Annotated in this window: 19 protein-coding genes; 12 read left to right on the forward strand and 7 right to left on the reverse strand. The window is 60.2% G+C overall.

All coding sequences use genetic code 11. The features are described 5' to 3' along the window. Positions 1-239: 239 nt before the first annotated feature. Positions 240-1,640: a DEAD/DEAH box helicase gene (locus tag ABB27_RS05735; RefSeq protein WP_057627281.1), complete on the reverse strand. Its 1,401-nt coding sequence runs from the start codon at positions 1,638-1,640 to the stop codon at positions 240-242. Positions 1,641-2,011: 371 nt separating this feature from the next. On the opposite strand from ABB27_RS05735, the gene ABB27_RS05740 reads away from it, so the two are divergent. Both ABB27_RS05740 and maiA read left to right on the forward strand, forming a co-directional pair. Further along, a complete protein-coding gene (locus tag ABB27_RS05740) occupies positions 2,012-3,001 on the forward strand; it encodes a fumarylacetoacetate hydrolase family protein (RefSeq protein WP_057627282.1) in 990 nt (329 codons plus the stop codon). 94 nt (positions 3,002-3,095) lie between these two features. After that, positions 3,096-3,752, forward strand: a complete 657-nt coding sequence (maiA, locus tag ABB27_RS05745) for a maleylacetoacetate isomerase (RefSeq protein WP_057627283.1) — start codon at positions 3,096-3,098, stop codon at positions 3,750-3,752. Positions 3,753-4,234: 482 nt separating this feature from the next. On the opposite strand, the gene ABB27_RS05750 is transcribed toward maiA, so the two are convergent. Continuing rightward, positions 4,235-5,365 carry a PilT/PilU family type 4a pilus ATPase gene (locus ABB27_RS05750; protein WP_057627284.1) on the reverse strand — a complete coding sequence of 377 codons (1,131 nt, stop codon included), beginning with the start codon at positions 5,363-5,365 and terminating at the stop codon, positions 4,235-4,237. Between the two features lie 98 nt (positions 5,366-5,463). On the opposite strand from ABB27_RS05750, the gene ABB27_RS05755 reads away from it, so the two are divergent. The 9 genes from ABB27_RS05755 to ABB27_RS05795 all read left to right on the forward strand — a co-directional run bounded on the left by ABB27_RS05755 (position 5,464) and on the right by ABB27_RS05795 (position 17,844). After that, the gene (locus tag ABB27_RS05755) at positions 5,464-5,850 is read left to right on the forward strand and encodes a DUF4398 domain-containing protein (RefSeq protein WP_057627285.1); all 387 of its coding nucleotides are present in this window, start codon (positions 5,464-5,466) and stop codon (positions 5,848-5,850) included. Next, on the forward strand, positions 5,850-6,731 hold the full coding sequence (locus ABB27_RS05760) for an OmpA family protein (protein ID WP_057627286.1): 882 nt from the start codon (positions 5,850-5,852) through the stop codon (positions 6,729-6,731). Before ABB27_RS05755 ends, ABB27_RS05760 begins: the two co-directional genes overlap by 1 nt. A gap of 329 nt (positions 6,732-7,060) precedes the next feature. Next, entirely contained in the window at positions 7,061-7,279 is a 219-nt protein-coding gene (locus ABB27_RS05765; RefSeq protein ID WP_057627287.1) for an HP1242/YdcH family protein, read from the forward strand. 180 nt (positions 7,280-7,459) lie between these two features. Further along, positions 7,460-8,830, forward strand: a complete 1,371-nt coding sequence (locus ABB27_RS05770; RefSeq protein ID WP_057627288.1) for a pyridoxal-phosphate dependent enzyme — start codon at positions 7,460-7,462, stop codon at positions 8,828-8,830. Between the two features lie 84 nt (positions 8,831-8,914). Continuing rightward, positions 8,915-10,099, forward strand: coding sequence for a cystathionine gamma-synthase (locus ABB27_RS05775; RefSeq protein WP_057627289.1), 1,185 nt, complete (start codon positions 8,915-8,917; stop codon positions 10,097-10,099). Further along, positions 10,096-10,926: an ABC transporter permease gene (locus ABB27_RS05780; protein WP_244479152.1), complete on the forward strand. Its 831-nt coding sequence runs from the start codon at positions 10,096-10,098 to the stop codon at positions 10,924-10,926. The genes ABB27_RS05775 and ABB27_RS05780 overlap by 4 nt, the downstream gene beginning before the upstream one ends. After that, positions 10,916-12,262 carry an ABC transporter ATP-binding protein gene (locus ABB27_RS05785; protein ID WP_057627291.1) on the forward strand — a complete coding sequence of 449 codons (1,347 nt, stop codon included), beginning with the start codon at positions 10,916-10,918 and terminating at the stop codon, positions 12,260-12,262. Before ABB27_RS05780 ends, ABB27_RS05785 begins: the two co-directional genes overlap by 11 nt. Further along, positions 12,255-15,701, forward strand: a complete 3,447-nt coding sequence (locus tag ABB27_RS05790; protein ID WP_057627292.1) for a glycosyltransferase — start codon at positions 12,255-12,257, stop codon at positions 15,699-15,701. Before ABB27_RS05785 ends, ABB27_RS05790 begins: the two co-directional genes overlap by 8 nt. Positions 15,702-15,729: 28 nt before the next feature. Next, positions 15,730-17,844, forward strand: a complete 2,115-nt coding sequence (locus ABB27_RS05795) for an LTA synthase family protein (RefSeq protein ID WP_161809614.1) — start codon at positions 15,730-15,732, stop codon at positions 17,842-17,844. A gap of 222 nt (positions 17,845-18,066) precedes the next feature. Here the strand turns inward: ABB27_RS05795 and ABB27_RS05800 are convergent, their stop codons facing one another. The 5 genes from ABB27_RS05800 to ABB27_RS05820 all read right to left on the reverse strand — a co-directional run bounded on the left by ABB27_RS05800 (position 18,067) and on the right by ABB27_RS05820 (position 25,504). Then, positions 18,067-19,056, reverse strand: a complete 990-nt coding sequence (locus ABB27_RS05800; RefSeq protein ID WP_057627294.1) for a glycosyltransferase family 2 protein — start codon at positions 19,054-19,056, stop codon at positions 18,067-18,069. Between the two features lie 2 nt (positions 19,057-19,058). Beyond that, a complete protein-coding gene (locus tag ABB27_RS05805; protein ID WP_057627295.1) occupies positions 19,059-21,488 on the reverse strand; it encodes a hypothetical protein in 2,430 nt (809 codons plus the stop codon). Positions 21,489-22,465: 977 nt separating this feature from the next. Next, the gene (gene wecB / locus ABB27_RS05810) at positions 22,466-23,635 is read right to left on the reverse strand and encodes a non-hydrolyzing UDP-N-acetylglucosamine 2-epimerase (RefSeq protein ID WP_057627296.1); all 1,170 of its coding nucleotides are present in this window, start codon (positions 23,633-23,635) and stop codon (positions 22,466-22,468) included. A gap of 187 nt (positions 23,636-23,822) precedes the next feature. After that, positions 23,823-24,758, reverse strand: a complete 936-nt coding sequence (locus ABB27_RS05815; protein ID WP_057627297.1) for an electron transfer flavoprotein subunit alpha/FixB family protein — start codon at positions 24,756-24,758, stop codon at positions 23,823-23,825. Beyond that, positions 24,758-25,504, reverse strand: coding sequence for an electron transfer flavoprotein subunit beta/FixA family protein (locus ABB27_RS05820; protein ID WP_057627298.1), 747 nt, complete (start codon positions 25,502-25,504; stop codon positions 24,758-24,760). The genes ABB27_RS05815 and ABB27_RS05820 overlap by 1 nt, the downstream gene beginning before the upstream one ends. A gap of 231 nt (positions 25,505-25,735) precedes the next feature. Between ABB27_RS05820 and ABB27_RS05825 the strand changes: the two genes are divergently transcribed. After that, positions 25,736-26,110, forward strand: coding sequence for an EamA family transporter (locus tag ABB27_RS05825; RefSeq protein WP_161809615.1), 375 nt, complete (start codon positions 25,736-25,738; stop codon positions 26,108-26,110). The last annotated feature ends 49 nt before the right edge of the window (positions 26,111-26,159 follow it).

The raw sequence follows: 26,159 nt of genomic DNA on the forward strand, positions 1-26,159 counted from the left end.
AAGGGCAGAGGCAAGGGCAAAGCCAGAGACAAAGCCAGAGGGGCAAGCGCGGTGCCCGGTTCTCGACATGGCAATGACTAGCGTTCCCTTCTCCCGCTTGCGGGAGAAGGTGCCCCGCAGGGGCGGATGAGGGGAGCCTTTGATCTTGCACAACTGAAGCCCACAGCACCCACAAACCAGAAAGGCCGACGCAATGCGTCGGCCTTTCCTTTACAGCTCACACCAGCAGAACGCTGGAATCAGGCGCTGGTGCGGCTCTGGCTGCGGCCGCCACCGCCACGACGCTGGCCACCACCCGGGTGCGCATCACGACGCTGCTGGCCATTGCCGCCATTGCGCTGGCCGCCCGGCTTCTGAGGCTGGCCGCCACGGCCACCGCGCGGGGCATCGCCGGTCGGACGACGTGCGGCATGGCCGCCGTTGCCGCGACGCGGGGCCTTCTGGCCGCCCGGATGCTCAGCCTTGCCCGGCGCGCTGTTGCCCCAACGGATCGGGGTATGCGGCTCGAAGCCCGGCACATCGCGGATGTCCATGTCGCGGTCGAGCAGACGCACGATCTGGCGCAGCAGCTTGGCTTCGTCCTGTGCAACCAGCGACACGGCTTCACCGGTCGAGCCGTTGCGGCCGGTACGACCGATGCGATGCACATAGTCTTCCGGCACCATCGGCAGGTCGTAGTTGATGACCTTCGGCAGCTCGTTGATATCGATGCCACGAGCGGCGATATCGGTAGCCACCAGCACGGTCACGCGGCCGGCCTTGAAGTCAGCCAGTGCACGCAGGCGCTGGCCCTGGCTCTTGTTGCCGTGGATGGCCGCGGTCTTGATGCCGGACTTTTCCAGGAACAGCGCCAGCTTGTCGCAGCCATGCTTGGTGCGGCCGAACACCAGCGTCTGCACGCGGGAGTCTTCAGCCAGCAGGTGCAGCAGCAGCTCACGCTTGCGCGCGCCATCAACCGGGTGCACGCGGTGGGTGATGGTCTCGGCAACGGTGTTCTTCGGCGTAACCTGGATCTGCTCCGGGTTGTGCATGAACTCCAGCGCCAACTGCTTGATGCTCTCTTCGAAGGTCGCAGAGAACAGCAGGGTCTGGCGGTTCTGGCGCGGCAGCTTGGCCAGGATGCGCTTGATCGAGGGCAGGAAGCCCATGTCGAGCATGCGGTCGGCTTCGTCCAGCACCAGGATCTCGACGCCGGACAGGTCGACGCTGCGACGCTCCAGGTGGTCGATCAGACGGCCCGGGCAGGCGACCAGCAGGTCGACGCCACGGCGCAGGATGTCCAGCTGGTTGCCCATGCCGACGCCGCCGTAGATGCAGGCGCTGGGGATGCGCAGGTACTTGCTGTAGCCACGCAGGCTGTCATGCACCTGGGTGGCGAGCTCGCGGGTGGGGGCCAGCACCAGGGCGCGCGGACGGCGCGGGCCGTTGCCCACGCTCTGCGGCGAGGTGGCCAGGTGCTGCAGCAGCGGCAGACCAAACGCGGCGGTCTTGCCGGTACCGGTCTGGGCGCCGGCCAACAGATCGCGGCCGTCCAGCGCAAGCGGAATGGCCTGCTCCTGGATCGGGGTCGGGTTTTCGTAACCCTGCTCGGCGAGCGCGCGCAGCAGGAAGGGCGCAAGGCCCAGGTTTTCAAACGACATGGAGTGCTCCGAAACATGAATAACGCGCGCCCGAAGGGGCTGGCGTTGCTGATCATTGAAGACCAGCTGATCTCGGAGCGTTCCCGTAAACCGCGCTGCAAGATCTGGATGCAACCAACGCGGTGCGCTGGCTGGAATGCGTGACGATAGGCGTCGGAGTGGGGGCGGGCGGGCGGATGGGCCAGATGGCCGCTGATCCTGCACCGCCGGCGGTCCCTGAGGGAAACGGACGGCCGCTGGCAGACCGCGCTAGTCTAAGGGATTGTTGGCGCCGGCACAAAAACCCCTGTTCAGCTTTCCATCGGAAGGCTGGTCGCGGCCGGCTTATTCATTACAATTGAAACTTATTTCTACGCAGACTGGACACTCCCATGAAGCTTGGTTCCCTGAAGGAAGGCGGCCGCGACGGCACCCTGATCGTGGTTTCGCGTGACCTGACCCGCGCCGTGCGGGCCACTGGCATTGCCGCCACCCTGCAGCAGGCGCTGGAGGACTGGTCCAACCTGGCGCCGCGCTTGAACGCCCTGTCCGAGCAGCTCAACGCCGGCAGCGTGGAAGGCGAGTTCGCCGTGGACATGCAGGCGCTGGCCGGGCCGTTGCCGCGCGCCTATGAGTTTGTCGATGGCAGCGCCTACCTGCCGCACGTGGCACGGGTGCGCAAGGCGCGCGGTGCCGAGGTGCCGGAGAGCTTCTACACCGACCCGTTGATGTACCAGGCCACCAGCGCCGGCTTCTACGGCCCGCGCGATGCGGTCAAGGTGATCAGCGAGGACTACGGCATCGACCTGGAAGCCGAGATCGTGGTGATCACCGACGACGTGCCGATGGCAGCAACGCCAGCGCAGGCCGCCGGCCATATCCAGCTGGTGGGCCTGGTCAATGACGTCAGCCTGCGCAACCTGATCCCGGGCGAACTGGCCAAGGGTTTCGGCTTCCTGCAATCCAAGCCGCGCTCGGCGCTGAGCCCGGTGTTCGTGACCCCGGACGAACTGGGCGCCGCCTGGCAGGACAGCAAGGTGCATCTGCCGCTGCTTACCCATATCAACGGCAAGTGGTTCGGCGCCCCGGAAGCCGGCGTCGACATGCAGTTCAACTTCGCCCAGCTGGTGGCGCATGCCGCCAAGACCCGTCCGCTGTCGGCCGGTGCCATTGTCGGCTCGGGCACCATCGCCAATGAAGACACCAGCCTGGGGGCTTCCTGCTTCGCCGAGCAGCGCACCGTCGAGGCGCTGCGTGATGGCAAGCCGTCCACGCCGTTCATGAGTTTTGGCGACGTGGTCCGCATCGAGATGCTGGACCGTGACGGCGTCAGCATTTTTGGTGCGATCGAACAGCGCATCGAGCAGGCATCGCGCCCCTGAGGCGGTATACAACGTGTTGGCATCGCGTTGGTGGTGAAGGAGTCCTCACCACCAACGGTTATTGTTTTGGCGCACGGGAAGGGGGAAATCCGACATGGAAGCAGGGCTGACGCTCTACAGTTACTGGCGCTCAAGCGCCGCGTACCGCGTGCGTATCGGTTTGAATCTGAAAGGCCTGGCGTATGCCGTCACGCCGGTCCATCTGGTACGTGATGGCGGCCAGCAGCACGCGGCGGACTACGCCGCATTGAACCCGCAGGAACTGGTGCCGACGCTGCGCCATGGTGAGCGCGTACTGACCCAGTCGCTGGCCATTCTTGAATACCTGGAGGAAGTCTTCCCGGAGCCGGCGCTGTTGCCGGCCGATGCCGGCGGCCGTGCCCGCGTGCGTGCGCTGGCGCAGCAGGTGGCCTGCGACATCCATCCGTTGAACAACCTGCGGGTGATGCAGTTCTTCGATCGCGAATGGAATGTGCCGCAGCCCGAGCGTGACGAATGGACGCTGCACTGGATGCGCAAGGGCTTCACCGCGCTCGAGGCGATGGTGGCAGGCTCGTTCGACACCGGCCGCTACTGCCATGGTGCCGAACCGGGGCTGGCCGATTGCTGTCTGGTCCCGCAGTTGTACAACGCTCGCCGCTTCCACCTGGACCTGGCGCCGTACCCGACATTGCAGCGGATTGAAGCGGCCTGCCTGGCGCTGCCGGCATTCGATGCCGCCCGCCCGGAAAACCAGATCGACGCGGTCTGAACAGCCGCAGCAATCAGCCCGGCCCAAACCGTTGCGGGAGCGGCGCAAGCCGCGAAGCCGGCTTCGCTCTAGTGGGAGCGGCGTAAGCCGCGAAGCTGACATCCCCTCCGAAGCAGCAGCTCAACCAAATGCCTGCCGAAGCAGGCCTGCAGCTCGGAGCCGGCAGTAGCTTCGCGGCTTACGCCGCTCCCACAAAAAACGATGTCGTTTCTCCGCTGCTCGGTGTGTGGTTCAGAACGACAGTTGGATCCCCAGGCTGTTGTAGGAGCGGCGTAAGCCGCGAAGCTGACATCCCCTCCGAAGCAGCAGCTCAACCAAAGGCCCGCCGAAGCAGGCCTGCAGCTCAGAGCCAGCAGTGGCTTCGCGGCTTACGCCGCTCCTACAAGATCTCCTACAAGATCTCCTGCACGAGGGGCTTCTTGAATCACCCCAAACAACAAAGCCCCGCATCGCGGGGCTTTGTCGTGGGCTACGCCGCTGGCTCAGAAGCCGTGGGTGATTGCCGCCGGTGCCGCTACCGCGAAATCCGCATACGGGTCGTGCTCGCCGCTGCCGCCTTCGGACAGGCGGAACTTCAGGGCCAGGCCATCGCGCGAATCGGCGGCGCGCAGCGCCTCCTCCTGCTCGATGATGCCGTCCTTGGCCATGCGGAACAGGCACTGGTCGAAGCTCTGCATGCCTTCTTCCAGCGACTCTTCCATGGCCTGCTTGATCGCGTGGACTTCGCCACGGCGCAGCAGGTCGCGGATCATCGGCGTGTTGAGCAATACCTCGGTGGCTGGGCGGCGACGGCCGTCCTTGCCCTTGACCAGACGCTGCGAAACCACCGCGCGCAGGTTCAGCGAGAGGTTCATCAACACGTTCTTGTGTGCGCTCTCGGGGAAGAAGTTGAGGATGCGCTCGATGGTCTGGTCGGCGTTGTTGGAGTGCAGCGTGGCCAGACACAGGTGGCCGGTTTCGGCGAAGGCGATGGCCGCTTCCATGGTTTCGGCGTCCAGGATCTCGCCGATCAGGATCACGTCCGGTGCCTCACGCATCGCGTTTTTCAGCGCGTTGTGGAAGGCATGGGTGTCCAGGCCGACTTCGCGCTGGTTGACGATGGACTGCTTGTGCTTGTGCAGGAACTCGATCGGGTCCTCGATGGTGAGGATGTGACCGGTCGAGGTGGTGTTGCGGTGGTCGATCATCGAGGCCAGCGAGGTCGACTTGCCCGAGCCGGTCGAGCCCACTACCAGCACCAGCCCGCGCGGGGTCATGATCACGTCCTTCAGCACCTGCGGGAGGTTGAGCTCCTCGATGCTGGGAATGCGGCTCTTGATCGCACGGATGACCATGCCCACTTCGCCGCGCTGCTTGAACACGTTGACGCGGAAACGCCCGGCGTCGGCCAGGGCGATGGCCATGTTCAGTTCCAGGTCGCGCTCGAACTGCGGCACCTGGCCCTCGTCCATCAGCGAATAGGCGATTTTCTTGACCATTCCCGGCGGCAGGCCGGTATTGCCCAATGGGTACAACTTGCCTTCAATCTTGATGTAAACCGGCGCTCCGGTGGTCAAAAACATGTCCGAAGCGTTTTTTTCGGTCATCAGCTTCAGGAAATAGCCGATATCCATGCGAAATTTTTCCCCAACAAACGGCGGCCTGCCGTTGCAAGCACGCCTCTGGCTTGACCACAATGGCCGCGCTCAGTCTCCCAAGCCACGGCTCCCCAATGAAACCTAGCTTCGCACAATTAAGAAGATTCCTGTGTGTCACCGCCTGCATATTCGTGCTAAGCGGCAGCGCGCTGGCACAGGATCCGGGCGCAATGGAACTGCTCACCGCACAACAGGCCGTGGAAAAGGCCGACCGCGCCGACGCCGACCAATACGCGCCGGACACGATGGCCATGGCCCGCCAGCAACTGGGGCAGGCCCAGCAGGCCGCCGCGGACCGCCGGCTGCGCAAGCAGGCGCCGGTGCTGGCGCTGCGTGCGGCGGCCGATGCCGATCTGGCGCGGGCGCAGAGTGAAGAGGCCGTGGCGCAGGCCCAGTTGGCCCAGCGCAAGGCCGAGGTTGCCCAGCTGCAACGCCAGTTGGCGACAGGGGAGGGACGTTGATGCGGATCAGGAATCTGGTGGTTGTGGGCCTGCTGGCCATGCCGATGCTGGCGTTGGCGGCGGAAGACCCGGCCGTGGGCGCTTTGAACCAGCGTCTGCTGGTGCTGCAGGCGGACATGGCCACGGCCGACGTGGCGCCGTTTGAAAAGCTGCAGGCACAACAGGCCATCGCGGCGCTGGCCAAGGCCAAGCGCAAGGACGTGGAAGATGCCCGTTATCTGGCCGAACGCCGGGTTGCCATTGCCGAGGCGGCCAGCCGCACGGCGCTGGCGCGGCGCGAAGTCGATCAGCTTGAACGCACCCGCAGCGAACTGCTGATCGAGGCCAGCCGGCGTGATGCGGCCCGCGCGCGCCAGGAAGCGGAGCAGTTGCGGGTACAGACCCAGATCCAGGCCGAGGAGGCCGAACGCCTGCGTCTGGCCGCCGAGGCCGAGACCCTGGCCCGTCAGGACGCCGAAACCGCGCTCACCAGTGTTGCCGGCCGTCAGCAGCAGCGCCTGAGCGCCGCCCAGCAGAACGCCGCCAAACTGGCCCGCGAAGAGGCCGAGCTGGTGTCCGGGCAGAAGCTGCCTGCATCGAAGTTTGACGGACGCGGTGAGGTCTATACCTTCGCCGGCGATGCCTTCGCGGCCGGTCAGGCGGCGCTGTCCGGCGGTGCCCGCAACCAGACCAAGGCCCTGGCCGAGTACCTGAACATCGGCAAGAAGGGCCGGGTCACCATCGAGGCCTACGACAGCGCCAACGGCGTCGGCCAACGGCGTGCGCAGGCGCTCAAGGACGCACTGGTCGAGGCCGGTGTGGCTGCCAGCCGGATCCAGGTGACGGGCAAGAAAGCAGCCTCGACACGGGCCCGTTCAGCGGAAGTCATTATTGCTCCATGACAAACCTAAATGGCTGAAGTTGTTAGGTTTTTGTCATTCGCTTGCGGCTGAATGCGGCCCGGTTTGGATATTCAGCAAACGTTTGCGCAGAAACCTTGCCGGAACCTTTTTGCAGGCGTAGGGTCAATTGTCCGGGCGGCAACTCCGTCGCCCGGACAACGGAGGGCCGAGCCGGTGCAAGCGTGGCGCGAACCAGTAACCGATAACTCCTGGCAGGTTGGCTGGAGGACGGTTGGTGGTGCCGCCTTGAGCGGTCCCGGCTTTCCAATCCAGCAACGCCCCGTGCCATCCGGCCGGGGCGTTCTTGTTTCTGCATGAAGGAGGTAGTCATGTTCGAAGGGCAGCCGCAGAGTGAAATCGACGCATTGGCCAAGGCCAACCCGGAGTTCAAGCAGCTCTACCAACAGCATAAGAAGCTGAACAAGAAATGCATGGACGCGGAGCTGGGTGTGCTCCCGATTGACGGGGTCACCCTGGGACAGATGAAACGGGAAAAACTGCTGGCCAAGCAGAAGCTCCTGCGGATTTACGAAAACAGCCTCAACTAAACCTTCCCCACGCTTCACCGTTTATGTCGCGGACGGTGGCGGCCTCCTCGTCGGCCGTCATTGTCCGCGCCACTTGCCAGGGTGGTTCCGGTGCCGGAAAGCGCTATTACCTGACTTTCCTTCACAACCATCGGATAATCATCGGTCCGGCCGCTGTGCGGCGCGATCTGAACCAAACCGATGCCCATCCATTCCTCCATCCTCGAACTCATCGGCAATACGCCCATCATCAAGGCCCAGCGCCTGGATGCCGGCGTGTGCGAGCTGTACCTCAAGATGGAGAGCGCCAACCCGGGCGGGTCGATCAAGGACCGTATTGGTCTGTCGATGATCGAGGCGGCCGAAAAACGCGGTGATCTCAAGCCGGGTGCGACACTGGTGGAAGGCACGGCCGGCAATACCGGCCTGGGCCTGGCGCTGGTGGCGCAGCAGAAGGGCTACAAGCTGATCCTCGTGGTTCCCGACAAGATGAGCCGGGAAAAGATCTTCAATCTGAAGGCCATGGGCGCCGAAGTGGTGCTGACCCGTTCGGACGTGGCCAAGGGCCACCCGGAGTACTACCAGGACCTGGCCAAGACCGTCGCTGACCGTACCCCGGGCGCCTACTTCATCAATCAGTTCGGCAACCCGGACAACCCGGCCGCGCACGAGTTCGGTACCGGCCCGGAGATCATCAAGCAGATGGGCGGTGACCTGGACGCGATCGTGTTCGGCTGCGGCAGCTCCGGCACCATGACCGGCCTGTCGCGCGCCTTCGCCAAGCTCTCGCCCAAGACCGAGCTGGTGCTGGCCGACCCTGTCGGCTCGATCCTGGCCGAGTACATCAACGAGGGCACGCTGAACGAAAAGTCGGGCAGCTGGCTGGTGGAAGGCATCGGCGAGGATTTCCTGCCGGATATCGCCGATTTCAGCCGGGTCAAGAAGGCTTATGCCATCACTGATGCCGAGAGCTTCCATACCGCGCGCGAGCTGCTGGGCAAGGAAGGCATCCTCGGTGGCTCCTCGACCGGCACCCTGCTGGCCGCCGCGCTGAAGTACTGCCGCGAGCAGACCACGCCGAAGAAGGTGCTGGTGCTGGTGCCCGATACCGGCAACAAGTACCTGTCCAAGATGTACAACGATTACTGGATGCTGGACAACGGTTTCCTGGAGCGCCCGCAGTTCGGCGACCTGCGCGACCTGATCCTGCGCCCCTACAGCCAGCGCGACACCGTGGTGGTGGGTCCGAAGGACCTGCTGACCACCGCCTACCAGCGCATGAAGCTGTACGACGTGTCGCAGCTGCCGGTGATGGATGGCAGCCAACTGGTCGGCATCATCGACGAAAGCGACGTGCTTTTGCATGTATACGGCGATGAAGCCCGTTTCCGCGACCCGGTCTCGGTGGCCATGGTCAGCAAGCTGGACCGGCTGGACGTCAAATCGCCGATCGAGGCATTGCTGCCGGTGTTCGACCGCGGCCAGGTGGCGATCATCACCGATGGTGATGTGTTCCTCGGTTTGATCACCCGCATCGACCTGCTGAACTACCTGCGTCGCCGCGTTCAGTAGGCCCGGCTGGTCCCCTCGTAAGAGGGGGCCACGGTAGATTCAGACAGCACTGATAGAATTTCGCCCCTTTAGCTGGAAGCCCTTATGACGGATCAGCATTCACGCAGCCAGGACGGCGAGCGCGCCTTGTCGCTTGCCACGTTGGCCATCCACGGCGGGCAGTCGCCTGACCCCAGCACCGGCGCAGTCATGCCGCCGATCTATGCCACCTCGACCTATGCGCAGTCCAGCCCGGGCGAGCATCAGGGCTTTGAATACTCACGCACGCACAACCCGACCCGCTTCGCCTACGAGCGTTGCGTGGCCTCGCTGGAAGGCGGCACGCGCGGCTTCGCCTTCGCCTCGGGCATGGCGGCCAGCTCCACCGTGATCGAGCTGCTGGATGCCGGCAGCCACGTGGTGGCGATGGATGACATCTACGGCGGCAGCTTCCGTCTGTTTGAGCGTGTGCGTCGCCGCACCGCCGCGCTGGATTTCAGCTTCGTCGACCTGACCGACCTGGCCGCGTTCGAGGCTGCGATCACGCCCAAGACCAAGATGGTGTGGATCGAAACCCCGACCAACCCGATGCTGAAGATCGTCGACATCGCTGCGGTGGCCGCCATCGCCAAGCGTCACGGCCTGACCGTGGTGGTGGACAACACCTTCGCCTCGCCGATGCTGCAGCGCCCGCTGGCGCTGGGCGCGGACCTGGTGCTGCATTCGGCCACCAAGTACCTCAATGGCCATTCCGACATGGTCGGCGGCATGGTGGTGGTGGGTGACAACGCCGAGCTGGGTGAGCAGATGGCCTTCCTGCAGAACTCCATCGGTGGCGTGCAGGGCCCGTTCGACAGCTTCCTGGCCCTGCGTGGCCTGAAGACCCTGCCGCTGCGCATGAAGGCGCATTGCGCCAATGCGATGGAACTGGCCACCTGGCTGGAAACCCATCCTGCCGTCGAGAAGGTGATCTACCCGGGCCTGGCCTCGCATCCGCAGCATGAACTGGCGGGCAAGCAGATGGCCGGCTACGGCGGCATCGTCTCGATCGTGCTCAAGGGCGGTTTCGAAGCTGCCAAGCGTTTCTGCGAGCGAACCGAACTGTTCACCCTGGCCGAGTCCCTCGGCGGCGTGGAAAGCCTGGTCAACCACCCGGCGGTGATGACCCATGCTTCGATCCCGGTAGCCCGCCGCGAGCAGCTGGGCATCAGCGATGCGCTGGTGCGGTTGAGCGTGGGGGTGGAGGCAGTTGAAGACCTTGAAAACGACCTGAAGAGGGCGTTGGCTTGAGCCAGAGCCATAAGATTCAAGGTGGTAACTCGGTGATGATGCGGCTCAGCTTGGCCTGTGAAATGGCCAAGCGCGACGTCTTCGCCAGGTATAAAGGTTCGGTTGTTGGATTGGCTTGGTCCTTCTTCTATCCGGTTCTGATGTTGGCTGTGTACACCTTCGTCTTCGGGGTGATCTTCCGCTCGCGTTGGAGTGGAACCCAAAGCACGCAGAATGGCGAAGGGCTGACCGGTGAGTTTGCACTGATCCTTTTTTCCGGCTTGGTGGTCTATGGTTTTTTTTCCGAATGTCTCAATAAGGCACCTGGCCTGATTTCGGCAAACGCGCAGTTTGTGAAAAAGGTTGTTTTTCCACTTGAAGTATTGCCACTTTCCACGGCATTGGCGGCGTTGTTTCACATGCTTGTCAGTCTGGTTGTGCTGCTCATAGCGATGCTGATCTTGAAAGGCAATATCCCGGTTACTGCGGTTGCTTTCCCGCTGGTGATGTTGCCGCTGCTGTTCGCGACGCTGGGGTTGACGTGGTTGTTTTGTGCCTTGGGTGTCTATCTGCGGGATCTGTCGCAGATCATGCCGCTTGCCACCACCATGTTGCTCTTCCTTTCGCCGGTGTTCTATCCAATCACGGCGGTTCCCGAATCATTTCAACGGGTGGTCAAGCTTAATCCGATCACCGGCGTGATGGATGGTGTTCGCGATACTTTGATATTCGGGATATGGCCGGATTTCGGCCTGCTGTTCTGGCAGGTACTCCCGGGCTTGTTGCTGATGTTCGTCGGCTTGGCGGTCTTCCAATACTTGCGCAGAGGGTTTGCTGATGTCCTCTGAATCCTTGATCCGTGTGGATAATCTCGGTAAGCGCTACGACATGTTTGCCAAGCCGGCAGATCGTTTGCTGCAGCTTGTCGCCGAGCCAATACGTAGCGGTCTGGGATTGGCGCCGAAGGTGCACAGCAAGGAAATATGGGCGTTACGCAACGTCAGTTTCGAAGTGTCGCGTGGAGAGGCTCTGGGCGTAATGGGCCGCAATGGCTCTGGCAAAAGCACCATGTTGCAGATGCTTTGCGGGACCCTCCGGCCCACGGAGGGGGAAGTCCATGTGGCCGGGCGGATATCGGCATTGCTCGAGCTGGGTGCTGGTTTCAATCCAGAGTTCACCGGGCGAGAAAATGTCTTTCTGAACGGGCGTCTGCTCGGCCTGGAGCAGGCTGTCATAGAAGAACGCTTCGATGACATCTGTGCCTTTGCAGATATCGGTCCTTACATAGACGAGGCAACCAAAACCTACTCCAGCGGCATGTTCGTGCGTCTCGCTTTTGCCGTGGCTACTTCAGTGGATGCGGATGTACTCATCGTGGATGAGGCACTGGCGGTCGGTGACGCACGTTTTCAGGCTCGTTGCATGAAACGTATTCGACGGATCCAGGACGATGGTGCGTCGGTGCTGTTCGTCAGTCATGACGTGGCGGCAGTGAGGACATTGTGCCAGCGTGCGCTGTGGCTCGAACGCGGCACACTGAAGGACCTCGGGCCGGTGCTGCGGGTCAGTTCCCGTTACATGGAGTCCATCTTCGCCGATGACCCGGACGCGGCGCCGGCGGAGGAGCTTCCGCAGCCTGGTGTGGAAGTTGCTGGCGAGGAATCTTTGGAACTTCCTGCTGAAGACGTGCCCGTTGTTGTCCCTGCCGGTAAGCCATTGGCGCACTGGGGATCGCATGTCGGCTTGATCCGCAGCGTGACGTTGGAAAGCGTTGGCGCTGACACTGGTGCTGTTGACGTGCTCCAGTGGGGAAAGCGCTGCAGAGTAAGCATGGCAGTCAGGTTGCCCGAGGATTATTCGGCGCAGACGTTTTGCATTGCGTTCTCGATAAAGGACCTGCGCGGGCACGACATCGTTGTATCCAGCACCGCAGATGCCGATGCAGACCTGCCGGCAGGGTGGCGGGCCGGCGATGTCGTGCAGCTTGATTTCGAGTTCGAGAACGGCCTCGTTGAGGGGAAATATTTTCTCGTTGCTGCTGTCGAGCGACGGATGGGGGCCGTCGTGGAATATTACGAGTACATCGAAGGCGTGCGCTTCTTCTCGGTTGCAAGTGAGCGGCGCTACTTCGGCATTTATCAGCCGAAAATCACACATGAATTCAAGGAGGTCCCTGGTGTCTGACAACCAGATCAATTCACAGGGATATTGGGACGGGCGCTTCGGCGAAGATTGGGAAGTATTGGGCGGGCGTCAACAATCGCGCTTCTTTGGCGCGGTGGCGCTGAACATGCTTCCGAGTTGGCTTGCTCGTGTAAGCAGGCAGCGGCAGTTGGCGTGGTGTGATTGGGGTTGTGCGCTCGGCGACGGCACCAATGAGCTGGCCCAAGGGTTGCCGGGAGTGCAGATGACCGGTGTGGATTTTTCCGAGGTGGCGATTGTAGACGCCAATGCGAGATTTCCCGGGCAGCACTTTGTGACCGAAAACTGGTTGGACACGGCTGCTGGTTCTACTGTGGCTGGCTATGACGTGGTCTTCAGCTCCAACACGCTTGAACACTTTCATCAGCCTTGGGCGGTACTTGATTCCGTGGCTGCGCACGCACGGCACTGCCTGGTAATGATGCTTCCTTACCGGGAACGAGAGCGCATTGAGGAACATCATGCGTCTTTCATGCCTGAAAATATCCCCCAGTTTGTGGGCGACAAGGTGCTGGTTCATGTCCAGGTGAGGGACACTCGAGCTGACCAGCCCTGCTTCTGGCCGGGCGAGCAGGTGATGTTGGTCTGGGCTGAGCCGAACTGGCTGGCTGAGCAGCAGTTGTATTTGCAGGACGTGCATCTCGATCCGGAACCCGAAAGTACCCTTCGTGCGCAGGGCGATACTGTTGCCAACCTCGCCGCAGAGCTGAGCGGCGGCTTGGCAAAGATCCGGTCCAATGTAGCTGCGTCATCGGAACAGACTGCAGCAATGGACTCGATCCGCGACGCGCTGTCGCGTTGGAGATTGGTGTTCGAAGCTGCCAATGCCGCTACAGGACCTGCATGGGAGAATGAGGCCCGGCAGCGGAGCGAGCGTGATGCGGCCGTGCTTGATGAAGCCCTGCACAAGCTTGAGCCATTGTTGCTTGGAAGTGATTTGCTGACCGCACTGCAGGACGCGAAAAGGCGACAGCAGCTGGCATTGAATGAAGTTCAGCAGGAGGTGCGTTCTCGTCAGCAGCTCGTGGCGGACGCATCGCAGCTGTTGAGTGAGGTGGAGAACCAACGATCAGCAGCTGATATCGCGCGCGTTGATGCAGAAAGGGCCATGCAGGTTGCGCTGCGGCTGAGTGAGCAAGCTATTGCATTGCTGGGGCCTTCAGTTGGCCAGCAGCTCGTTGAGCATGGGCCTGCGGGTGACAGCGATGACGCTCGCTACCAACGGACGCGGCTGCATTTGGCCTCGGTCGACAAAGAGTTGAGTGACGTCTATGCAAGTACCTCATGGCGGGTTACAACGCCGATAAGGGTATTGCGGCGTCTGCTCTCGCACCCGGTGCAGGAAATCAGGAATATCGTCGGCAAGGCACCTCGCCCGCTCCAAGGCATGGCAAGGTTCAGTGCACGTACGCTGCGCTCTGGTCGCCTCGATCCCAGTGACAAGGCGAAGCTCAAGCAAATGCTGTCGCCCTCGCCGCGGATTGCGATGGCTGATCCATCACTTCCCGTTGATTATTCGCATCTGCCAATGCTGGCGCCGGTAAATGGCGGGCTCCCGGATGTATATGTCTGGGCGGTCATTGACTGGAACTTCCGTACCCAGCGCCCGCAGCATCTGGCTGCGGCGCTGGCTGCGAAAGGACATCGTGTTTTTTATATCTCCAACAACTTTGTTGACAGCTCCGATGCCGGCTTCAAGGTTGAGGCGCTGGATCAATCAGGTCGCTTGTTTCAGGTCAATCTCAACCAGGCGGGGGCGCCACAGATTTACCACGCCATGCCTGGTGCGAAGGCTGTGGCTGCCATTCGCTCAAGTCTGGCTGCATTGCTTGGATGGGCGCGTTCAAACAGTTGCATTTCGTTTGTCCAGCATCCGTATTGGTTGGAACCGGCTCAGTTTCTACCGAACAGCAAGTTGGTCTACGACTGCATGGATCACCATGGCGGATTTGAGGACAATGCCGATGAGATTCTTGCTGGTGAGAACCAGTTGATCCGGCAGGCAGATCTTCTGATCGTCACTTCCCAGTGGCTCCATGATGAGCTGAGTTCATCGGCGCGAAGTATCGCGATGGTGCGGAATGCAACGGAGTACACGCATTTTTCGGAACGCCCGTCGAAGGTCTTCGCTGATAGTGCAGGCCGGCGCGTAATAGGCTACTACGGTGCAATTGCCGAGTGGTTTGATGCAGATCTGCTGCGCAAGCTGGCGTTGGATAACCCAGACGCACTGGTCTTGATGGTCGGGCGTGACACGGCGGGTGTAGCTGGCGCGCTGTCCGATTTGAGCAATGTCCGGTTCGTGGGAGAGGTTGCCTATGCGGAACTTCCGTATTGGCTGTACGGCTTTGATGTATGCCTGCTGCCCTTCAAGGTCATTCCGCTGACTCTGGCAACCAATCCGGTCAAGGTGTATGAGTATTTGAGCGCTGGCAAGCCGGTCGTGTCGGTGGATTTGCCGGAGCTATCGCAGTTCGAAGGTCTTGTGCGTTTGGCAGCGGACCATGAGGGCTTTCTGGAGCAGGTAAAGTTGGCGCTTGCCGAGCCAAGCGGGGACCAGGCTTTGGAGCTGCCGCGCAAGCAGTTTGCTTCGAGGCAGACGTGGCTGCACAGGGCAACAACCCTGGACAATGCGTTGGTTGCACTGCAGGAACCGTTGATCAGCATCATTGTGCTGACTTACAACAACCTGGATTACACGAAGCAATGCCTGCATAGCCTTGAGACTTACTCGGACTATGAGAACGTCGAGATCATTGTCGTGGACAATGCTTCGTCCGATGGCAGCCAGGAATTCCTTGCGGATTGGGCGGCGAACGACCCGCGCTATACCTTCATCGCCAACGAGAGCAATCTTGGCTTCTCCGCAGGAAACAACGTAGGTCTGCGTGTTGCCAAGGGTGAGTATCTTGTCGTTCTCAATAACGACACCTATGTGACCCCAGGCTGGTTGCGCACCCTGCGCAATCAACTGTCGCGGCACCCGGGGGCTGGGTTGGCTGGCCCGGTTACCAATAACATCGGTAACGAGGCACGAATCGAAATCAGTTATGACTCGATGGATGAAATGCTGGAGCGTGCCGGGAAATATACCCGCCTGCACGCGGGGCGCTCATTTGATATCCATACCAGTGCTTTCTTCTGTGTGATGCTCACTCGCCAGGCATACGAGCGTGTCGGGGGATTGGACGAGCAGTTTGGTGTAGGGTTCTTCGAGGATGACGACTATTGCCGTCGCCTTGAGCAGGCTGGTTTCAGCCGGTTGTGCGCGGAAGATGTCTTTGTGCATCACCATTTGTCAGCAAGTTTCGGGAAGCTGAAGGCCGAGGCGAGACAGGCACTATTTGAGAAGAACAAGGCTTTGTATGAAGCCAAGTGGGGCCCTTGGGTTCCGCACGATTATCGACGCCCGCCGTGCTAGATCCGGCAGGCTAAAACAGGGGAATGTATTGACTAGTTGGTCTGGTTTTAAGAACGTAAATGGCTGGCGGCAGGTTTTGGTATTTTCTGCTGTTGCCGTGATAGTGGTCCTGCTTGCTGCGTTTGCCGCGCGCTTGGCCGTGGGCTTCAGCTACGGCCCAGCTGCGCTGCTGTTGGATTCGTTGCTGTTGGCGGCAATTTTGACGGTAGTACGTTGGATAACGAAGAGGAATGTGGCGACATGTGCGCTTGGTGTCGCGCTGGCCGCATTTTTTATTACCGGGAACGGAATCAAGAGCGTCCTGCTGGGCATGCCACTGGGCATAGCAGACATGAAACCGGCGCTGGCCTTGCTGGGTGTTCTTGAAGGAGGACGGCTGGCCGCGGCTATTGGCGGGTTTGCATTGTTGCTATGCCTGGTGGTCTGGGGGCTGTGGCCGGGATGGCGGCGCTTGATATGGCTGGTTCTGCTTCCGCTGCTTGGACTTTCAATCCTTGGCGCGGTCTGGCTGACCAATGGAGATGCGGTGCTGGCCGGCGGAACCGGCACAAGCCGCGTTGATGTGTTGAAACAACGCGGAGGCTTCCTGTACCTGGCCAGCGACGCTGTCAGATACATACGCAATGAAAAGGTTCCGAGCAGGTCCAGCGTGGCCCATGCTCTGGGATCAGTGAAGGCGAGGGTCTCGTCGGCACCGGCAAACCCGCGGAATGTCCACCTGATTCTCATGGAGAGTTTTTGGGACGTTACTACCCTGGACGGATTCAAAATGAGTGCCGATCCCTGGGATCCGCGCATCCGCGAATGGTGGATTGCAGGTGGACGTTCCGGTGTATTGAGTCCGGTTTTTGGCGGTGCAACCGCGAATGCGGAATTCGAGGTGCTTTGTGGGTTGCCAGCAACTGGCGGCGGACGGGTTGTCTTTTCTGAAGGCATCACCAATGATCTGCCGTGTCTGCCGGCTGTGCTGCGCCAGTTCGGATATCTGACGATGGCGAGCCATCCCTATAAGAAGGCGTTCTGGAACAGGGATACGGCCTACGCCAAGGTAGGTTTTGAGCAGTATCTTCCTGATCAAGCTTTTGAAATGGATGATCGAGACGGAATGTTCCTGAATGATCGATCCACGCTGTTCCAATCTCTGGGCAGGGTGAATCTTCTCAAGAAGGATCGTCCTTATCTGTCCTATATTGTCAGCCTCAGCTCGCACTATCCATATGAGCGGGACCGTACGAAACGCCCCGATCGAATTGTGGTCACGCCGGCGACAACGGCATTGGCAAATTATGCAAATGCAGTCTCCTACAGCACAGAGGCTCTGGCTGACTATATCGAGGCGTTGAGAGAAGCTGATCCCGATGCGTTGATCGTGCTCTTTGGTGATCATGCGCCCGTGTTGGACTCGTCTCCTGATCCTTATGAGATTGCAGGTCTGCGAAAGGGAGGAGCAACGTTACCGAACGGTTTTGCTCGTCTAAGTCTCACTCCATTGATCGTCATTGATGGCCGGAACGGCCCCAAGGCAATGGGAACGCAGCCTTTGTACGAGCTGGCCCCAAAAATATCCGAAATGGCCACAGCGGGCGCGGTGTCGCTGCCCTACGCTGATCTGGTTCTGCATCCGGAGGTCAGGACCCGTAACTTTCTTGCCTCGTTGCTGGTGCCAGACAAAGGCGGTTGGAGAATGTGTGGCCGCGATGATGACGCATCATGCGAGGCCGGCAGAGGCAGTCGGAATGATCTACGGGCGTTGCGAGATGATCTCGTCTGGGGCAAACAGCATGCCTTGCAGATATGGGGTACGCTACTTGTCGGTAAGCATGGCATGACCATCAACCGTGACCACTATGGCTGCGTATTCGATGTGGAAGCTTGGGGGCCGCAGACCGGTGGCAAAGGAAAAGCCATGAACCAGCAGGCTAGCGGTAACTCAGCGCTTTGGTTCAAGGTGCGCCGTGTTCGAGGCGATCCGGTCTTGTTTGTAGATGATGAGCGTGCGGAGATTGTTGTCGCCAATGGCAGTGCGTCTGCCTCATTTACCTCGCCGCAGTTCATACACACTGAGGGCGAACACCGGATCAGCTATCAATGTGAGGATGAGGAGCGCGTTTCTTTCGGGAAACTGAAGATTGCGCCGAATTAACTGATGGAGGCGGGGGCTGTTACGTTGCTTTGGCCGCATGATGATCGATCAACGCCGGAGCCCGCCGCCAAACCCAGTTCCGATATGAGGGAGCGCCAGTGTTTGGAGCTCCCTCGTATGCAGCTTCAAAAATGGGGCTGTATCCGGGGATCAGTACACGCAAGCGAGACAGGTGCTTTTCAATCGGATATGGAAAGCACCTGGCCGTGTGGTCTTTTCAACCTAGCGAGCGTGGAAGCTTCCAATGATCCGTTGCAAAGGGGTCTTGGGCTCGGAAGAAACATCGAAATGAAGCCAGGATAGCAACAGTTGCATCCCGAGGATCAGGGGTAGCGCTGCCAGCATGACACTGCCAGCTGTAGCTGGAACAGCATCAAATACCGAGCGTGCCCAGGCATGGCTGCCGTAGATGACTCCGAACGAGATAAGCAATCCAGCAGCGATCAACTCTGCTGAAGCTACCGAAAAGCCTCTCAGGAAATAGCTGCCGAACATCCGCTTTACAGTATTCTTGAAGTGTCCGCGCAGGAAGGGGATGAGGATGCGGGAGGGGCGGAGGCTGCTGGGTTCGTCGTCGTACTTTGCGACCATCGGTACGTCGATTACCACGGCGCGGGCCTGGTTGAGTTGGAAAAGCATATCCGACTCGAAAAAGTAGCGACGTGACAGCGTATCCAGATCCAACTCATTCAACGCAATTCGATGGCAAGCGGTATAACCATTGGTCGGGTCGAATATCTGCCAATAACCGCTGGATATCTTGGTCATGAATGAAAGTGCCGCATTTCCGATCAGGCGCACCGGTGGCATCCGGCGTACATTGCGCAACCGATAGAAGCGGTTACCCTTGGTGTAATCAGCACGCCCTTCCAGGATTGGAGTGATGAATCCCTGAATCAGGCGTGGATCCATCTGACCGTCACCATCAATCTTGACCACGATATCGTGGCCAGCCTGCAAAGCAGCGCGATAGCCGGTTATCACGGCGCCACCGACGCCCTGGTTCTGTTCGTGGAAAAGAACTTTTACTCTCGGGTCCTGGCAGTTCTGCTCGACCAGTTGGCCAGTGCCGATAGGACAGCGGTCGTCTATGACGTAGATCACGGCGATTGAATCTGGAATGCTGGCGATCACGTCGAGGACAAGTTTTCCGACGTTATAGCAAGGAATCACAACGGCTACGGACACACCGGGAGGGTTGAGGATGGCCATTATCAATTGCTTCTCTTTGGCTTGCCAAAGCCGATTGATTGGAGAACTTGTTGTGCCAGCTGAGTTGCAGGATCTGCATGCTCAGCAGATCGAGAGGTATCAAGCCGAGTGGAAATGTTCTGCAGTTCAAACTGCATCGGCTTGCGCGGTACCGCCGTGAAGGTCAGCGAGCGGTTGTGTTCGGGTACGGTGACTTCCATGTTTCCTTTTGCAATCATGTCCGGCCCACATACCGCCCAACGAGAGAGGAGATTCTCGTCCTTGTTGCTTGAAAGGCTGCGCGAAGACACGCTGATTACGATTGGCTCTCCCGGTAGAGAGCAGGTGAAGCGGACATCCACCGCGAAGGTCCCAGGCTTGTCAGGTGAAGGGTAGCGTAGCTTGAGGTAGTCATCGCCAGCGTGAATTACCTCGTGGTCAAGTGCGTTCAACGAGTTGATCTTCCAGACATCATAGATGCCTTGGCTGTAGATGATGCCTTTACCAACTTTCTGCAGTGCTGCCTTTAGTCCTGGGGTGGCCTGATTGCGGTGGGTCACAATGTGAGTTGCGCCATGTGCAGCAAAGAGTGCAATCCATGCGCTGCCGCTTGGATCGGCGTCGGCGACGATCCGCTGCGCGGCGACATCCGGGTCGTACCAGGAGGTCGTCAGTGTGGGGATGACAAGCTCGGCATTGCCCTGTGAATCCACATTGTGAAAGATGACTTTCATATGCGAATCGCGCCTTGAAGCCAGGAATGCCGCAATCGTTCGCTGTGGGGCAAAGCGATCAAGCGTGGCTTGCGGGCCATCCTTTATGAGTATCCTCAACGCGCCGTGGCGCAGGTGCCAGTAACCACTCGCGATGACACTCAGGTTGAGAACGCACAAGATAGCCATGCCGATGGGGAGCAGCCGATGGCCACGCACAAGTCGGTGAAATCCGGCAGTGGCGGTAATCAATAGAATAATGATCACCGGTTGGACGTAACGCAGATACTGCATCTGGGAGAAAATGGCGGCGAAGGCGACAATGCCAACCAGACTGAGTGCACGGGTGTTTCGAAAATAGAGTCCTGGCAGAATCCCGGCTGCACAGAAAATATATATGAAGCCCCCCGCGCCATTTGTTGCGCTGAGAAATTCGGACGTGTTGAACATCAGCAACCATGGCAGCATCAGATTGATATCGCGCTGCCAGGATTTATCGGTCCAGTTCTCGGCTGGTAGATAAGGTGACTCAAAATATCCGTTGAGGAACGGGAGGAACGGATTTCCTCCGATTATTGCTGCGTAGGCATAGCTCGGCAGTGCGATGAAAATGCCAAGAAGAACCGCTATTGGCAGCTGCCGAACAGGCAGCCGACGCCAATAGCGCGCAATGAACCAACAGCCGGTTGGCAGCAGGAAGAATGCATTGGAGAGTTTGATCGCCAATAGAAAAGCGGCCAGAGCGGCGATGGCAATCAATCTCCTCCCGCCTAGCGCGCGGCGGCCGCCGATCAGGCATAGAAGATTGATGAGGACTGCCGAACTGGGTAGTTCCGTCTGCATGCCAGCCAGCATCGAACTGGAAGTCGGCAAGCTGGCAGACAAGGCAATTACAAGAAGGATGAGTGATGGAGGAAGCCGGACCTGGCGGCCCAGGCGCCACATCCCGGAGTACAGGCACAGCATCCAGAACAGATTGGTGGCGCCTCGGCTTTCCGTGCCGGTAAGCACCTGCGGAATCGCCTGTACGATGTCTGCCGCCCACGGAGAAAGTGCCCATAGCGAGCTGTCAATGTCCATGCGGTAATAGGACAGCAGCTCAAGCTGTGTCGGAAGCGCGAGGTGATAGGCGATATCGTCCGATTGCATGGTGGGCAACCAAAGCGGGGTTGAGCACAACCCCACCACATTGACCACAAGGAACGCAGCGATCGGAGAGACGCGCAGAATCCTCAGAAAATGTTGGCCCGCCTGGTTCGCTGCAGTTGCAAGTTCCCGGAACCGCCAGGTCACAACTATTGCGGCAGCGAGGAAATAGACTCCAGCGTGATGAATGCGAAAGGGAAGAGTCCAGCTGATCAGGCTGACGATCAACGCCAGGCCGCACAATGTTGCAGCGGCCAGGCCTCCCTGGTTGCGGGGAAGCAGAATGGTGCCCAAGCCCGCCGCTGTCGCCGCAAGAGCCAGGACTGCGGCGCTTGGCCCAAGGCCAGCGTGGTACACCGCCGCTGCCAGCCAGGCGATGGCAACAAAGACCGTCAAGGGAGTGTTCCGCCTCAGCAGCCAGACGAAAAAGGCCAGTGCGTTTAGAACAAACGCGATGTAAATCAATAGCTTGATTGGCTTGACCTGCAGGGGGTCAAACACCGACTGATTGAAGTAGCCAATAATCGTGAGTGCGAATGCCGCAATGGGGAGCACATAGCGGATCTGCGCTGCCCCGGCGAGACGGTTATGCATGGGAGAAGGGTATCTGAGGGTGGTGGATCGGCGCCGTCGATGCCTAGAGCGGCGGATGACAGAGTAGCGATATTTGGTGACAGATCAACGAGGACGTTGCTTTTTTCCGGCGGCAAAGGCTTTATTGGGGCGATTCTCGCAGCGCGGGTTGTCGGCTATGGAAGCCGGTGCCTGCATCCCAGCTGCCGGGGGCAACGTGAGAGGCTGGAGGTTGCTGAGCTGACTGCTCCTGAGCCAGCAGGTGCTCTGTTCTTGTTCCTGGGGCATGCCGTCTTCATCATGCTGTCGTGAGCCAGCTCGGCGTGTGGCGGGTGGTTGTGGTTGTTCCAAGCCGAAGCCCGCATGGACGACCGTGTCGGATCCGTTGCCCAGTTCAAGCTTCGCCGAAGCCATCAATCAATGCTTTTCCTGGTGCGAAGGCAGGTGGTCCTCGTCAGGCAAGGGTCTTCGAAGTCATGTCGCGGCGCTCGTTCGACAAAGCCTTGACTGTGGTGCTGCAGGCGTCCTGGTGCATCGGATGCCGGCGGGGTATTGGCCGCGTTGCCAGCGGTTCCGGGTCTTTCTGAATGGGTTGGGTCGAGATGGAGGCTGCCGCTGTTTTTCTGCCTTGGATCATCCAGTGTTCCGAGCTGGCCTGCATCGAGCCTTCAGCAATTCGCGGTTTTGCCCGCCACTCACGCGTTCGTCGCTTTCGCGAAAATTGACGTCGGCGCGGGATCGCATGACATTATTGTTGTATATCGCATGCCCGGCCTCTGCACCACGGCAGTTCTCGGCGACTGCTGAAAAGAACAGAATGACCAGCGCTTGTCAGCAGCGGCATAGCCGCCGGTGCAGGCGGTCTTTCAGAAAGAAAATGCAGATTACATCCATCATGGAGCCGCTTGCGTCAGCGGGCTCCATGATGTGGTTGAGAGTAGCCAGACAGGCCCGAATGAATATTGTGCTGTCAACGGGCTTTCACATTATCTTCGTGATCAGGTTTGTTGATTATTGCTGGCGGGTGTTTCCGTTGTGGCCAAAAAACGGGAGATCATCTCGCTGATGTTATTCGAGGAGAAGCCATCGCCATAAGGATTGTGCGCCTTCGACATTTGCCGGTAGGCGGCTGGGTTGTCCAGTAGTTCCTTGACCTCGTTGACGATGCGGTTGGCATCAGTGCCGACGAGTTTTACCGTGCCGGCGCTTACTGCTTCCGGGCGCTCGGTGGTGTCGCGCATGACCAGAACCGGCTTGCCCAACGAGGGCGCCTCTTCCTGGATGCCGCCAGAGTCAGTGACGATGATGTGCGAGCGGCTCATCAGATAGACAAAAGGCAGGTATTCCTGCGGATCGATCAAGTGCACAGCAGGCTGATCGGCGAGGATGCGCTTTACCGGCTCCTGCACGTTTGGATTGAGGTGTACCGGATAGATGATCTGCGTGTCGCCACGAGCGGCGATTTCCTTGAGCGCGCGACAGATCTGCTCGAAGCCATCCCCGAAATTCTCACGCCGATGGCCGGTAACAAGAATCAAACGTTTGGACGGGTCAAGAAATGGGAAGCGGGCTGATAGCTCGGCTTCGAGGCCCGGGTTATTGTTGATTTTCTCGACGACGGCCAGCAACGCATCAATCACGGTGTTGCCTGTGACATGAATGCTGTCAGCAGGCACATTCTCCGCAAGGAGGTTGTCGACGGATCTCTGTGTCGGCGCAAAGTGCAGGTTGGCCAGAACGCCGGTCAACTTGCGATTTGCCTCTTCCGGCCATGGTGAGTAGAGATCGCCGGTACGCAGCCCCGCTTCCACATGACCAATGACGGTGCGCTGGTAGAAGGCTGCCAAGGATGTGGCGAATGTCGTCGTGGTATCGCCGTGGACCAGCACGATGTCGGGTGCATGTTTGGCGATGACCTGCTGCATACCCTGCACGATGCGGGAGGTCAGGCCAGAGAGCGTCTGGCCAGGTTGCATGACGTTGAGATCTTCGTCGGGTGTGATCTCGAAGAGCTCCAACACTTGGTCCAGCATCTGGCGGTGCTGGGCAGTTACGGCAACTATGGTTTCCAGTTCAGGCCGCTTTTTCAGAGCGGTGACCAAGGGAGCCATTTTGATGGCTTCCGGGCGGGTGCCGAAAACCACCATTACCTTCTTACGACACGTCATGGTGCAGAGTACTCCTTAGGTTTTGCACTCGCTCATATCACGTACGGGATGCAATGACCGTTGTTGACTGGCGGTGTTCAAGTCCGGGCATTCTACGCTTCCTGCATTGATGTTTTTTCAGGGGGCGGTTTATCAAAAAAGCGGCCCCCAGGAGGAGGCCGCTGTTTAGGTGAAAAACCAGCTGGCTTTACAATGCTTTTTCGAGTTCAGGCAGCAAGGTGAACAGGTCGCCCACCAGGCCAATATCGGCAATCTCGAAGATCGGCGCATCGCCGTCCTTGTTGATGGCGACGATGGTGCCGGCGTCCTTGATGCCGGTCAGGTGCTGGATGGCACCGGAGATGCCCACGGCGATGTACAGCTCCGGGGCGATGATCTTGCCGGTCTGGCCGACCTGCATGTCGCTGGGCACATAGCCGGCATCCACCGCGGCGCGCGAGGCACCAACGCCGGCGCCGAGCTTGTCGGCCAAATGGTAGATCACCTTGAAGTTCTCTTCCGAGCCGACACCACGGCCGCCGGAGACCACGCGCTTGGCGCTCTGCAGGTCCGGGCGGTCGCTCTTGCCGGCAGCCAGGCCGATGAAGCGGGTGTGGCCGGGCAGGGCAGCGTCGATGGCCAGGGCTTCGACCGGGGCGCTGTTGCCCTTGGCCGCTTCCGGCCAGGAGGCGGCACGCACGGTGGCCACGACCACCTGATCGGCCGGGGCCTCGACGGTAATGATGGCGTTGCCGGCGTAGATCGGGCGCTTGAAGGTATGGCTGCCTTCAACAGCCATCAGGTCCGAGACCTGGTTGACGCTGAGCAGGGCGGCCACGGCCGGCATCAGATCCTTGCCGGTGGTGGTCGACGGGCCGAAGACATGGCTGTAGCCGGCGGCCGCCTTGGCGATCTGCGGCGCCTGCACCTGTGCCAGGGCGTGCGCGTTAGCCGGGTTGGCGACGGTCAGCACCTTGCTGACGCCGGCAATCTGTGCGGCCTCCGCGGCAATGGCAGCCGGGTCGGCGGCCAGCACCAGCACGTCGATGTCGCCACCCACGACGGCCGCGGCCGAGACGGTCTTGGCGACGGCGCTGTTGAGCTTGCCGTCCAGGTGTTCGGCGATGACGAGAATCTTGGCCATTACAGCAACCCCTTCTGCTTGAGTGCGGCCACCAGTTCGGCGGCATCCTTCACCATCACGCCCTTGCTGCGCTTGGCAGGTGCTGCGTAGTGGGTGGTCTTGAACGTGTCGGCGGCTTCAACGCCGAGGTCGGCCAGCTGCAGGGTTTCCAGCGGCTTGGCCTTGGCCTTCATGATGTCCGGCAGCTTGATGAAGCGCGGCTCGTTCAGGCGCAGGTCGGTGGTGATGACGGCCGGCAGGTCGACTTCCAGCGTTTCCAGGCCGGCGTCGACTTCACGGGTGACCGTGGCCTTGCCGTCGGCGATCTCGACCTTGGAGGCAAAAGTTGCCTGCGGACGCGCCCACAGCGTGGCCAGCATCTGGCCGGTCTGGTTGGCGTCGTCGTCGATGGCCTGCTTGCCGAGGATGACCAGGTCCGGCTGTTCCTTTTCGACCAGCTTGAGCAGGGTGCGGGCGGCGGTCAGCGGCTGGATGGCCTGGTCGGTGACCACGTGGATGGCGCGGTTGGCACCCATGGCCAGACCGTTGCGCAGGTGCGCCTGGGCGTCGGCCGGGGCGATGGTGGCGACCACCACTTCCGTGGCGATGCCCTTGTCGCGCAGGCGCAGGGCTTCTTCCAGGGCGATTTCGTCGAACGGGTTCGGCGAAAGCTTGACGCCATCGGTGACCACGCCGGAACCATCCGGTTTTACCTGAATGCGGACGTTGTAGTCCACCACGCGCTTGTATGCGACGAGGATTTTCATCTGGCGCTAGATCCTTTGTAATGCCGACCAGGGTCGGTTCACTGTAAACGGAGAACGTTCGGTGCCGAAAACGGCAGCCGGTTCGGGGGTGGGATCTGGATTCTAACTGTCTCTGCGTTACCGTGTGAATGTGCTTGGTATGCAGCCACGGTGGACGTCGCACCGTGCCCCCACCCGCCCCCTCGCGTATCCCTGCAGGGTAAGCTGATGTGTCAGGTTCAGGAGTTCACCATGCCGCGTTCAGATGCCACACTCACCCCCACTGTCATCGTGATGATCCTGGTCACTCTGGCCATGCTGGCGTGCGGGCAAGTGCTGTTCAAGCAGGCGTCGACGCAGGTGTCATTCGCACGTCCAGCCAGTTTCCTGTCCGCAACATTGATCATCGCGCTGTTCGTCTACGGCGCAGCAACACTGCTCTGGCTGGCGGTGCTTTCACGAGTGCCGCTGTCGTTGGCGTTTCCGTTCTATGGACTGTCGTTTCTGCTGGTACCCGCTTTTGCATGGTGGCTTTTGCACGAGCCGATCCGGCCGCAGACCTGGGTCGGCGGTGGGGTGATTCTGCTAGGTGTCGTAATAGCGTCGTTGGGAGATCGGCCGCAGTGACGTGAAAGTCGGTGACATTGTCCGTGTCATTCGGACAGAATGCGGCTCG

This window comes from Stenotrophomonas terrae, assembly GCF_001431465.1.
GTDB lineage: Bacteria > Pseudomonadota > Gammaproteobacteria > Xanthomonadales > Xanthomonadaceae > Stenotrophomonas > Stenotrophomonas terrae.